The sequence below is a fragment of the Shimazuella sp. NTD247 genome, assembly GCF_059510415.1.
This window is the reverse complement of sequence record NZ_JCAJZU010000009.1, coordinates 1-12,739: the sequence shown is the minus strand read 5'-3', so window position 1 is coordinate 12,739 and position 12,739 is coordinate 1. Positions and strand designations below refer to the sequence as shown.

Sequence of the window (12,739 nt, the reverse complement as noted above, 5' to 3'; positions counted from 1 at the left end):
TATTTTTTTTAAGTGAAAGAAGTGGTATAAAAGAAAACGCCTTTCTCTATTTGGAGAAGGGCGTTTTGTTGTTATTTATATATGATTAGCTAAAAACAGAAGGAATTGCAGAGTAAAGAAATAGTCTTAAAAAGTTAGTATGCATATTTATAGGAGGGAACGCTTTATTTTATTCAAGTTTTTTTCTGTTTCTGTCCCTAGAATAGGAATATAGATGTAATGATGTATATTTTCTTTTATATTTGTCTGATAAAAAGAACGTGAATCAAACTGTAACAGACAACAGTGGGATGGTTGATTGATACTTATTCTTGTTGGGAAAAGCTAATAAATCTTTCCACTATGTATTTAATATTATGTAAAATTTCATAATACGATGTAATCTCCGTAAAAGCGACGACCGATCACTGTTGGTACTTTGGGTACCCAGTGATCGGTCGGGTGTTCCCCCTTAGGGTAGCAGTGGTGATAGGGCGGGCCTCACCGAAGTTCAGTTCCCAGCCTCAGGGCTGTCGACTCGCTCGATGCTGAATTGACCTTGGATGCCACCGCTGTTCTTGAGGTTCATCCCCTTGCAACGACTGTAACTACCGAAAAACACAGCACGATTTTTCTAGTGAGACTTGTGTTTTTGGTGTACACATCAAGCGGCTTTATCCAGTGTTCAAATCTATTTTTGCAACAATCTCAATATATATTGATCTTCCACTTAATTTATTTTCAAGTAGCTATCGTTGACAAACCGTTACAACTGAAATATAGTTTTATTTAGAATGATCATTCTAAATAAAGAGTAATACTCAATTTTTATGCTAGATCACGTTTTAAGCCTTGTCTATAAATGAATTTAACCTACGAGGGGTGATAAATTGAGTCGAAATAAGCAGTTTGATACAGATGCCGTTTTACTTCGAGCTATGGAGCTATTTTGGTATCAAGGCTACGAGAAAACATCGGTTCAAGACCTTGTTGACCACATGGGAATACATCGTAAAAGTATATATGATACATTTGGAGACAAGCGTACCTTATACTTAACTGTCGTTGACCGTTATCTGCAGATGATACAATCTAAAATGAAATGGATGATCGATGACCTATCGGTAAAAAAAATCATTAAAAATTTGTTTTGTATGGTTCTAGATGAGGATAAATTTCGTCAACAAGGTTGTTTAATGATAAATTCGATGGTTGAACTTTCATTGCATGACGAGGAAGTACGGAGTAAATCACAAGACTATTTGGAAAAAACAGAACGAATTTTATATGAGTTGATCCAGGAGGGGCAACGTACCGGAGAAATATCAGCTCAATGGGAACCCATGATGCTATCCCAATTCTTAATGAATACGATGATAGGACTTCGAGTGCTTGTCAAGACATCACAAGACAGGGAACGTTTTGATAATATTGTTGACATAAATTTAAAAATTCTAGACCCTCCGATGTGACGGGATTATTTTTTTAATTATTTTAGAACGATCATTCAACTAAGAAGAAAAACATCATCTGAATTTAAATATTTACCAAGTTTTATTATATGCAGTGACCGGTGATTTAAACATTTTATCATGGTTTAGTTTAAACTCTTGTCTGCTTTGAAAAAGTGATTTGGAATCACATTTAACAAATTATTGATCAAGGTTAGATTGTGTTGGAAATAGTCGCTTTGTTCCTGCAAACAAGTAATAGAGATTGGGGAGGAGAAAAACCTCATGCAAACTGTTTCATCAAAAACGGCATTCTGGATTGTGGCTTGGGTGATTTCGATCAGTTTATGGTCCAGTGCAGCACCTTCGATTGTATTTCCTGTTTACGCGTCTTCCTGGCATTTATCTAAAGCAGTCACAACGGGAATATATGCTACTTACCCAGTTGTACTGGTACTGGTTTTGATTCTATTCGGGAATATTTCTGATTATATAGGACGTCGAAGTACGTTATTAATCGGACTTGGTTTTTTGTTTATAGGAGCGCTACTATTCGCCTTAGCTCCCAGTATGATTTGGTTGTTTATGGGGCGTGTATTTCAAGGAATTGGTGTAGGACTGACATCTGGATCTGGAGCGGCAGCTTTGGTTGACTTCAACCCTACATCGAACCAGAAGTTGCCTGGATCGGTCAATACAATAGCTCAGTCTGTAGGTTTATTCATGTCGACGATTATTGGTGCTTCTCTCATCAAATTTGCACCCCTCCCTTTGTATTTGAGTTATTGGGTTCTCGTCGGACTTATTATTATTACAGCTGTACTAAGTTCATTTCTCCCTGGGAAAAATGTGCTGTATGTTAGAAACCACACATCTTGGAAACCGCAAGGTCTGAAGGTGCCTAGAGCGCTGTTAGCTGTGTACATTGTCGCTGCATTGGCAGTGGGAACAGGGTTTGCGGAAGGAGGTATCTTTCTTTCTCTTGGGGCGCAAATTGCTCGAGACGTTGTTGGAACGAATGACATTCTAACAATTGGGATTGTACTATCCATTTCGTATCTTATCGCCTCTATTAGTGCCCTTCTTGCAAGTCGATTAACTCCAATAACCTCGATTCTTGCAGGAGCTCTTGCTGTTATTGTGACAGTCGGATTGCTGGTCGTTTCATCATCTAGTCATTCATTTGTAGCATTTGTCTTATCTGACATTACTGGGGGCATTGCATATGGATTTGCTGCAGCTGGGGGGATTGGATTAGCCTCTCAACACGCACCTGCCCAAGATCGAGCGAAACTACTGTCTTCTGTGTTCCTCTTCTCTTACTTGCTTCAGGGAGCTAGTGCCTATTGCGGTGGTTTAGCTACCACGTTGATAGGATTTGAGCATGCAGTTTTTCTTTTGTCAGTTATTATTGCACTACTGACACTATTAGTGTTATTTCTAACATTATTAGTTAGACGTAAAATAGGAAAAATAGTAAGCAAGTAAACTTGCATCCAGTTGAAGAAAATTAATTTGGTATCCTAGAACCAGTAAATGAACTGTGAACTATAATTTGTTCAATAAGAGGAATACAGGGAATTTTCTATTAAAAAGTTGTCTAGTTATACTCATTAAACAGGGGAGGTAATAGTCCTATTATTAATACTTGTGATATGACTTAATATGTAGTTGTGTGGAGTTCGTTCTTTTTTGTTTTATCTTTTTGATGATAGGTGTAATAAATGCAATACAAGAGCATGTCTCTTTATGAATTGTGCCTGCACAATTATATCAATACAATCACCACAACACTCTTATGAAAGCTTACCGGTATTTAGTAATTCGAGAAAAAAGCCAAGAGTATGATGCTTTAAAAAACTTCTTTCAAGTGAAAAAAAGGCTGTAAAGAGAGATCGCCTTCTTGTATGTGATAAGAAGGTGATTTATTTATGTTAGTTTGATCTATTGTCTTTTGTTCGGTAATTATTTATATATTTTTAGAATGCTCCCCGTTTTTGTGGGTGCGAATCTTTTCTACGATTTTCTTGGCAAAGTGGACCTCGTAAGGGATTGTATCTTCCACTAATTAAGAGTAGCCCTTTTTATTTTCTACGAGACTCAAAACTTGAGAATTTTTCCCATCTTGGTTTTCCCGACTTTTGATCCTCCTCTTTTGGCTGGAACATAGCTTCCATCTAAATGTACACACTCCAATTCCAGAATTCCTCCACTCTGCAGGTCCCTTAATAAAAAAACTCCAGATCCGATCCCAAATTTCAAGCTTTACTTAATGATGATGTTTTTTCAACAAGTCATCTATACCCTATTTTAGGGTATAGATGACTCCGTTCACCGTTGATCTTCTGTCTGCTTTCGATAGTCCTCTTCTGTTCCAAGGTTTTAGAAGGTATTCTCGTCTCTTTTTCCACTGATGATCGGTTAATTCATGTCAATTCATACTTTTTAGTTTAGTAGATATTTATCTATTTTTAATATCTTATTTTGATTCATCGCTTCTCATATTTATACTTTATGAAATGACTTCTAACATGCATTAATGAACAGGATCTTTACTATTGAATTTATAAGGATTATAATAATTCCATATATAAAATTCGAATTTCATATATGAAATATTGGTAGGGTGTTTGTGAGTTTTTTAAGCGGAAAAACAGATTTCGTTACAGATACTGGATTAGGAATTAGAAAGCCTGAAAATACTGCCCCTTAGCGGTATTTTTAGCTTCTGATTATGTATCTTATATAACAGGGGAAATCCATACCGTATCAGGCGGACGTTAAGGAAGTGGAATAATAAATTGAATAGAAACTATACTATTCCATCTTTGCAAGCAGCAATTGACGTGTTAAAGCTACTTGCTAAATATGAATACCAAGATAGTACTTTAACTGAAATAGCATCTGCTGTTGGGATTAATACAAGCACATGCTTACGAATTCTTAAAACGCTTCATGCAAATGAAATGCTGAGTTACCATCCAACTTCGAAGAGATATCGACTTGGCTCTACCTTAGCTATTATTGGAGAAAGAGCTAGTCTGCAACAAAAGTACTTCGAAATTGCACAACACTTCATGTCGATGATTGCTGATGATTTTCAGATGACTACCGTCTTAGCAAAACGAGCTTCTCCTAGTAATCTCACTTATGTTGCGAAAGAAGAAACGAAACAACAAATTCGTATTACAGTATCCATCGGAGATGAATTTCCACTCATTTCAGGAGCAATTGGCAAATGTTATATGGCTTATCAACCAAATGATCGAGTCAAAAATATTCTGAATGACATTTTGAAAGAACAATCATTGCCTCACTATACCAATGGTTATATTCAAACAGAGGAACAGTATAAGGAACAATTGAATCAAATTCGGAAAAAGGGCTATGCAGTGAGTTCTGAAGAAAATCTTTCTGGCATTGCCGCTATAGCTGCTCCCATTTTTGATGAAAACAAAAATCTTATACTTGTAATCAGCTGTTTTTACCCTGTAGCTTCTGTAAACGAATTTAACACCGAAACTTTGGGAAACAAGCTACGTCTTTATGCAGATAAAATCACAAAAAAAATAGATGAACTCCACAAGAAATAGAAATGAAATACTACTATAGTCAGAGAGGAATCTATACATGTATATGATCTTATTAACCTATGTGAAACCACTAGAAGAAATTGATGCTTTACTTTCTGAACATAATGAGTTTTTGGATGTTCAATATAAAGCAAATAAGTTTATCTTTTCTGGACCACGATATCAAAGGATAGGCGGGATTATATTAGCCAATGTTTCATCTGAAAATGAACTTGAAGATATTAAAAAGCAGGACCCTTTCTATCAAAATGGCGTAGCTACTTATGAAACATTCCAATTTACTCCTACTCGATTTGATCAACATTTTTCCAGTTTTATAGATCAAAAAAGATGAGTACGATGTTGAATATAAATGAAAAACTACTGTTTATGTAAAACTATGTTATCTATCTTAGAACCAAAACACCAATCCAAAATAACTTCAACTTATTAAAAGCAGCAGAGATGTAGAGCTCATTATTGAAGAATGAGAAAATATTCAGCGAATTATACTGGCTGGATATCTGTGCTTCGTATTGATCTTTCTAACAGATTTGATTAACATATTTCCATATTGGATGGGATGCTTGAATCCATAAAATGAGGAACTAACTTTATCATGAAAATCCTTGTAACGGGATGCAAATGGATAACCAAAAAAGTGGAGAATAGCAAAATTCACCTCATTGATTCCGGGTGTGTCCATAGGCGATTGATTATTTTCCTTATTTCATCTGTATTTCTGACTTTACAGTTTGTTTGATAATAAAATATAAACCTATATATACAGCAGGTTGATAACTATTATGGAAATATTTTTATATATGATTATTTTCCCCATATTAAAGTGATTCCTGCTGATATTTAAATAAGTTGTTTAAGGTGGTTGAGATGAGTATTAATATTAATTTCAGAAAAGCACTTCTTGAAGATGAAGAGAATTTGTTTTTATTAGCAGCAAAACTTGCGACAAGTTTTCAAATAAATGAAAGGGATTTTTCTACAGTTTTCAAAGGGGTTTTGAGCAACGAAAATGCTGATTTATTTATTGCAGAGAAAGAATCAAAAATAATAGGATATGTATTAGCATTTCATCACTCAACTTTTTACGCCAATGGTCTAGTAAGTTGGGTGGAAGAATTATTTGTTTTAGGCGAATATAGGGGAATGAAAATTGGGAAGAAACTTATGGTACTAATAGAAGAAAAAGCAGTTGAGCGTGGTTCAAAACTGGTTGCACTTGCTACTAGAAGAGCCAGGAATTTTTACAGCGCTATTGGGTATCATGAATCCGCTACATATTTCAAGAAAACATTAATGGGGTGATTTAGATAAAGGGGCTTAAAGATCAAGTTGTAGTTGTAACCGGCGGTTCACGTGGTATTGGACGATCTATTGCAGAAAAATTCGCAATTTACGGAGCCGAAGTAGTGATCGGGAGCCGCACAATTTCAGAAGTTGACAATACAGTAGCGCATATTCGAGAGAACGGCGGTCGCGCGGAAGGATATGCACTGGATGTTGGCGAACGTGTAAGTTGTTCCGAATTCGTCGAGAAATTATATTCGAAGTACAATCGGATACATGTATTGGTTAACTGCGCTGGTATTAACTCGCGCTTCCCTGCTGAAGACTATCCCGAAGATAAATGGGAGACCATTCTAAATATTAACTTAACAGGAACATACAGAATGTGCCAAGAGGTGGGAAGGCGAATGATCCTGCATGGAGATGGTTCCATAGTCAATATTACATCGATGATGTCTCATATAACGGCACCTTACCAAGGAGCTTATGCTGCGTCAAAAGGGGCGTTGCTCCAGTACACAAAGATTCTTGCCGTCGAGTGGGCAAAACATAATATTCGAGTGAATGCGGTTAGTCCGGGATATATCCAAACTTCACTATCGGAAAACGTGATGAAACTACAGGAATATAGAAACAACCTTCTAAAAAAGACTCCCCAAGGAAGGTTCGGGAAGCCTGAGGAAGTCGCAGAAGCAGTGTGCTTTTTAGCTTCATCCGCTGCTTCGTTTATTACAGGAGTGGCCTTGCCAGTCGATGGAGGATTTCTAGCTGGACATCCTCACATTGTACCTGCTGAGTAAACAGTATTGTACTTTCAACTAGGGATGTCAGGTAAGAGCAGACTCCGTGAGATGTTTGTTCTCTGAATTATCACCGATATATTCAGCAAAAGCGAAATCGCCTCCGTTTGTGGATGGCGATTTTTTCATTTGTTGTAACCGTTTTATTTTTGTTTCTCTTCAAGGTGAGGGAAAATGGACTAAATGAAAACGTCCGATGGACACCGGACGAATTTAAATGAAAGAAAGCTAAAATGAATTTTTTTAATGAGCTTATTTACAAATCGAAAAGGAGTGGTTGATTTAAACCGAAGGGTCTTCTTCGTATCTTTCTCCTCTTGCAAATCCGATGGGAAAAGCATCATTGATCGCAGCTAAATCTTCTGGCGTAAGTTGAACTTCAACAGATTCAGCATTTTCGATTAAATACTTTCTTTGTTTTGTACCTGGGATAGGGACGATATGTTCGTCTTGTGCTAAAAGCCAAGCTAGAGCGAGTTGGGAAGGCTGGCATCTTTTTTGTTGAGCCATATTGTTTAGCACTTGAAGCAATTGGAGATTTTGTTGAAAGTTCTCTGCCGTAAAACGAGGATTGCTTAGCCGATAATCATCCTCGGCTAATTCGTCAAGTTTATTTAATCGACCTGTTAACATCCCTCTCCCTAAAGGGCTGTAGGGCATAAAGCCGATTCCCAATTCTTTGCAAAGAGGTAGAATTTCTTTTTCTACATCACGTGTCCATAGGGAGTACTCCGTTTGTACTGAAGTAATTGGATGTACTGCATACGCACGACGAATACTATTAACAGATACTTCTGAAAGTCCAATATTTCTAATTTTCCCTTCTTTCACTAATTCTGCCATAGCACCCACTGTTTCTTCAATAGGTATGTTTGGATCGACGCGATGCAGGAAATATAAGTCGATGACATCGAGACCTAGACGTCGCAAACTAGCTTCGACAGCTTCTTTTACATATTGAGGATGCCCATTGATACCCAGAACTTCTCCCTCTGAACTCATCACAAACCCGAATTTAGTGGAGATGACGACTTCATCACGAATTCGATCAGCCAGTGCTTTTCGGATCAATTCTTCATTATGACCAACACCATACATATCCGCTGTATCAAGGAAATTGACTCCAAGTTCAAGTGCTTGATGAATGGTTTTGATTGATTCTTTATCGTTTCTTTCTCCATAAAAGCTTGACATTCCCATACAACCCAGACCAATAGCGGATACTTCCAATTCACCTAACATTCGTTTCTTCATTATAAAATCCTCCAGATTTTTATTGATTTAAATAGGAGTAAATACATTCATGTCTCAAATGCAAATATGCAAATCGTCAAGGCTGACGGTACAAATTAACTTTATGATTAGAGACATTATGTTTACTCCTAAACGGTATTTACATTGGTTAGTAAATGTTGTGGTCTTTAAGCGAAAACTTATAGTCTTGCGAGTGAGAAAACCCACGGTGTGAATCGTGGGATGTTAGAGGGCATCACTACAACGGGAACGCAGGTTTCGTCAATCCACTAAAGTGGCAAGTCTCACTTTGTAGACGAGGGAGGTTTCTACCTCTCGCGAATTTGACAAATTTTTCAAAAAACACTTTACAAACATACATTCTGTTGTTAAACTATCGATAGTTGCTCTTTGAAAAGTGGATAGTATATAGGGTTGTGCAAATCAATCGTTTTGCACGTAAAATGCTATGCGTACCGAAAAATGGCTAGACTGAAATGCGAAAACCAAGCAGTAAGTCTTTGCTATAACATAGCAACAAAAATTCTGTTCAACCGTGGGGCTCACGGAGTTAGCTTGGTAATGAAGTAGTCAGAAGGCTACCGTCCCAAGAATCCCATGGCTTCAGCCATGTGGAGTGTCAAGAAGTTACATCATCATGGTCTGTACCTGCTATTATGTCATACCATGTCTCGATATCTTTATCGAAAAGTTCCATTTTTTCTTTGAAGAAATTAAGAGAGTCTTTTCCCATTGGCAAATGCACAGGTGGTTTCTCCGCATTTGCGATGAGGACGATTGCTTTGGCCAACTTGACAGGATCACCGGGCTGTTTTTTGTTAACTTCTGTTGCGTAACTTCTCATTTCCCCCACGGTTTCCGCGTAATCATCGATTACATTGCTGGTGCGAGTCAGGGATGTTACATCAAGGAATTCCGTACGGAAGAAGCCAGGCTCTACAGTAGTGGCATGGATACCAAGTGGAGCCAATTCTTTTGCCATTGCTTCCGTTAAACCTTCAACAGCGAATTTAGTAGAGCCGTATATCCCCCATCCGACGATCCCTGTTAGTCCGCCTACTGAGGAGATATTGATCACATGTCCGGAACGTTCTTTTCTCATATAAGGAAGAACTGCACGAGTCACATTTAACAACCCGAATACATTAACTTCAAAATTTCCCCTTACCTCTTTGTCTGTCGCTTCTTCTACCGCAGTAAGTATGCCGAATCCTGCATTATTGACAAGTACATCAATTCTGCCAAAACGTTCGATTGCTTGTCCTGCTGCCTTGTGAGCTTGTTGTTTATTGGTGACATCAAGTACGACCACACTAAGGTTATCTGGATTACCAAGTTTACTTGTCAATAATTCGGGTGACTTTCGCACCGTCGCAACAACTTTATCGCCAGATGCCAGTGCTTCTTTTACAATTTCCAATCCAAAACCTCTTGATGCTCCTGTTACGAACCAAACCTTTTGTTTTGTCATTTTCTATCTCTTTCCTTTCTTGTTCCAACTTGATTGTTTTTTGCTGATGAAGTAAGTTTACTTTAGCTCTACATCCTTTACTTTGCTATAAAGCTCGATACTTTTGTTCATTTCGTTCATTTGCATAGTTTCAAACAAGTTGGGAGAATGGATGATGGATGTAAGAAATAGTGTGATTGTGAAGGCTCCTCAAGCTCTGAGCAATTCTCCAAATAACCAAGATATTTTAAAATTGAATGGATTGTCTGTGATTGAAGCGTGTACACATACTCAAGGAACAAAAGGGACAATGTTTTTAGAGGATCATCTCCTACTCTTCGTACTCGAAGGAATGTATATAGTAAGGTTTGGAAATCAGGAGTATACCGTTCGTAAAAATGAAATGTTACTTTTACAAAAATCAATTGCTGTTGAATATGAAAAATCAGGAGATCCAGATGCCGGACATAAATTGGATTACATGATGTTTTTTCTGAAAGAAGATGTGCTCCGTGAATTTCTGAAGATGGCAGATTATAAATTGACATATCCGGCACTGCTTGTTCCAGTGTCCGTTCATCAGGTAAATGATCGACTTGTCAGTTATTTGCATTCTCTCAATCCTTACTTCAAAGAACCTGAGAAAATTAATGATGGGTTAATAAAATTGAAGTTGCTGGAATTGTTATTTGATGTAGCGGATGCAGATGAACAGTTTCTGCTTCAGTTTTTACAGCTTAAACAGAAAGAGAGGAGAGATATTGCCGAAGTTGTGGAAGAAAACTTTATGAACCCTGTATCAATAAGTGATCTTGCATACTTATCTGGAAGAAGTTTATCTTCTTTTAAAAGAGAGTTTCAAGCCATCTACAATACGTCTCCTCTGCAATGGATACGCAAACGTCGTTTGGATAAAGCAGAAGAACTGCTGACTCATTCGAATTTATCCGTTACAGATATTTGTTTTACGATTGGCTTTGAGAATGTGGCACATTTTTCAAAAGTGTTTAAAAATCGATTTGGTTACCCACCATCAGCGTTAAAGAAGGCATAAATGAAACAAAAGTAACTTAGAAGAAAGCTGGAAATTTGGAACAAAGCCGGTGAAACATAATGCAAGTAACAAATGTCTTAAAAGCTCGTTAAACTATAAGAAATATTCATCGATATAGTTTGAATATCTATACAAATGCAATAGGCATTCGACCTTGACGATAGCTACAAACAGAGAAGGGTGATATTTGTGGTTGAACAGGTAACATCATACAAGTTGCGAAAGATGGGAAATTCGGATCTAGAACTCTCCCCACTCGGTCTGGGCTGTTGGCAATTTAGTAATGGGAATGGGATAGTAGGAAAGTTTTGGCCTGTACTTCATCAGGAAGATGTGTCTCAAATCGTTCGGATAAGTTTACAGGGAGGTATTAATTGGTTCGATACTGCAGAAGTATACGGTAAAGGGCAATCAGAACAAATGCTTGCAAAAGCTTTGAAAGAAGTTGGAAGTTTAGCGGATAAAGCACACATTGCAACGAAATGGTGGCCTGTTTTTCGTACTGCCAGCAGCATTTCTAACACAATAGAAGAGCGGATGCAAATGCTTGATCACCGAACTATACATCTTCATCAGATTCATCAGCCTTATTCTTTATCTTCCGTTGCAAGTCAAATGAGAGAGATGGCAAAATTGGTAAAACAAGGAAAAATCAGAAATGTAGGAGTGAGTAACTTTTCAGCAAAAAATATGCGCGAAGCAGACCGTGTATTGAAGGAAAACGGGTTGCGACTAGTATCGAATCAAGTAAAATACAGCCTATTGGATCGAAGAATAGAAAAAAATGGTGTTTTGGATACAGCAAAAGAGCTAGGTATTGCAATTATTGCTTGGTCTCCACTTGAGCAAGGTATTTTAAGTGGGAAATTTCATAAAAATCCTGCGCTTGTGAAGTCACTTACTGGTCCGCGTAAATGGGCATCATCATTTCGTCCATCAGGTTTGAAAAAGTCAAAAGCCCTTATAGATATTCTTGAAAATTTTGCACAAAAATATGATGCATCTCCCACACAGATTGCATTAAATTGGTTGATTCATGCAAATGGTGAAACTGTATTTGCTATTCCTGGAGCATCAAAGGTTCATCATGCTGAGGAAAACGTTAAGGCGATGAGCATTACTTTAAAACCTGAAGAGTTGGATATGATTAATTCAGTTTCGCTTGAAGTGTTAAAATTAAAAAACTAGTGAAAAGCAAATGACCATCCAGATCTCTAAGAAGATAGTAATAAAAATATGCAGTGATTTAGGGTTTTTTTATTTGCTAAAAAAAGGAGAATCGCCTTCCTAAGTTAAGAGGAGGCGTTTTTAATATTAGCTTTTTTATTGTTTGGTTCAAACATATTCAGTTAGATAGTTATCGAGCAGGTGTAAGAGACCTTCAAACCCCATCTTAACCATATCGTGTGCTGCTTCAAAGGTTTGGAACTCCTCATCTGAAGCCGCTAGAGGAACAGCGCTCATGGTGAGGATCGTTTTGCCATTATTCTTGGTAAATATAAATGTATTTAGGATTTCCAAGGGCCATGTTGGGCCAAAAGGGGCCCGAATGGTATTTCCTTCTTCGTCGCAAAAGGAATTTGTATAGACGAGTTTTTCGGGATCTACAATTTCGCGATAAACAAATTTATTCCGCAATTCTCGACCTCCAGGCGACCGTTTGCTGTAGTGAAATACACCTCCAGGACGGAGATCGAACTTGATGACATTCATCTTGTAACCCGGACCCCACCAGTGCTTTAGATGTTCAATCTCGGTAAACGCCTTAAATACAAGTTCCCGTGGTGTATTGATAGTGTGAGTAGTGACTAACTCGTTATGTTTAGACATTTCAAGTTCTCCTTTCTTGGTACTATCTCTTATAGTCTTGT

Annotated in this window: 11 protein-coding genes and 1 pseudogene; 8 read left to right on the top strand and 4 right to left on the bottom strand. The window is 37.5% G+C overall.

The features are described from left to right. Positions 1–869: 869 nt before the first annotated feature. The 4 genes from AC5WOC_RS19070 (at position 870) to AC5WOC_RS19055 (ending at position 5,357) form a co-directional block, all read left to right on the top strand. Positions 870–1,451: a TetR/AcrR family transcriptional regulator gene (locus AC5WOC_RS19070; RefSeq protein WP_496057007.1), complete on the top strand. Its 582-nt coding sequence runs from the start codon at positions 870–872 to the stop codon at positions 1,449–1,451. Positions 1,452–1,715: 264 nt separating this feature from the next. Beyond that, positions 1,716–2,918, top strand: coding sequence for an MFS transporter (locus AC5WOC_RS19065; protein ID WP_496057006.1), 1,203 nt, complete (start codon positions 1,716–1,718; stop codon positions 2,916–2,918). A gap of 1,313 nt (positions 2,919–4,231) precedes the next feature. Further along, positions 4,232–5,023 carry an IclR family transcriptional regulator gene (locus AC5WOC_RS19060; RefSeq protein ID WP_496057005.1) on the top strand — a complete coding sequence of 264 codons (792 nt, stop codon included), beginning with the start codon at positions 4,232–4,234 and terminating at the stop codon, positions 5,021–5,023. A gap of 37 nt (positions 5,024–5,060) precedes the next feature. Then, complete coding sequence (locus AC5WOC_RS19055; RefSeq protein ID WP_496057004.1) at positions 5,061–5,357, top strand: YciI family protein; 297 nt, start codon at positions 5,061–5,063, stop codon at positions 5,355–5,357. A 177-nt stretch (positions 5,358–5,534) separates the two neighbouring features. On the opposite strand, the pseudogene AC5WOC_RS19050 reads toward AC5WOC_RS19055, so the two are convergent. Continuing rightward, positions 5,535–5,705 (bottom strand): annotated as a pseudogene (locus AC5WOC_RS19050) (Tn3 family transposase); the annotation flags it as partial. A gap of 188 nt (positions 5,706–5,893) precedes the next feature. On the opposite strand from AC5WOC_RS19050, the gene AC5WOC_RS19045 reads away from it, so the two are divergent. Both AC5WOC_RS19045 and AC5WOC_RS19040 read left to right on the top strand, forming a co-directional pair. After that, positions 5,894–6,328 carry a GNAT family N-acetyltransferase gene (locus AC5WOC_RS19045; RefSeq protein WP_496057003.1) on the top strand — a complete coding sequence of 145 codons (435 nt, stop codon included), beginning with the start codon at positions 5,894–5,896 and terminating at the stop codon, positions 6,326–6,328. Between the two features lie 5 nt (positions 6,329–6,333). Further along, the gene (locus AC5WOC_RS19040; RefSeq protein WP_496057130.1) at positions 6,334–7,110 is read left to right on the top strand and encodes an SDR family NAD(P)-dependent oxidoreductase; all 777 of its coding nucleotides are present in this window, start codon (positions 6,334–6,336) and stop codon (positions 7,108–7,110) included. 282 nt (positions 7,111–7,392) lie between these two features. On the opposite strand, the gene AC5WOC_RS19035 is transcribed toward AC5WOC_RS19040, so the two are convergent. After that, entirely contained in the window at positions 7,393–8,364 is a 972-nt protein-coding gene (locus tag AC5WOC_RS19035) for an aldo/keto reductase (protein ID WP_496057002.1), read from the bottom strand. Between the two features lie 619 nt (positions 8,365–8,983). Then, positions 8,984–9,835, bottom strand: a complete 852-nt coding sequence (locus AC5WOC_RS19030; RefSeq protein WP_496057001.1) for an oxidoreductase — start codon at positions 9,833–9,835, stop codon at positions 8,984–8,986. A 151-nt stretch (positions 9,836–9,986) separates the two neighbouring features. Here AC5WOC_RS19030 and AC5WOC_RS19025 point away from each other — a divergent pair, with 151 nt between their 5' ends. Beyond that, entirely contained in the window at positions 9,987–10,868 is an 882-nt protein-coding gene (locus AC5WOC_RS19025) for an AraC family transcriptional regulator (RefSeq protein ID WP_496057000.1), read from the top strand. A gap of 225 nt (positions 10,869–11,093) precedes the next feature. Further along, positions 11,094–12,056 carry an aldo/keto reductase gene (locus AC5WOC_RS19020; RefSeq protein ID WP_496057129.1) on the top strand — a complete coding sequence of 321 codons (963 nt, stop codon included), beginning with the start codon at positions 11,094–11,096 and terminating at the stop codon, positions 12,054–12,056. 147 nt (positions 12,057–12,203) lie between these two features. Here AC5WOC_RS19020 and AC5WOC_RS19015 read toward each other — a convergent pair whose 3' ends face one another. Then, positions 12,204–12,698: an SRPBCC family protein gene (locus AC5WOC_RS19015; protein WP_496056999.1), complete on the bottom strand. Its 495-nt coding sequence runs from the start codon at positions 12,696–12,698 to the stop codon at positions 12,204–12,206. Positions 12,699–12,739 lie beyond the last annotated feature (41 nt).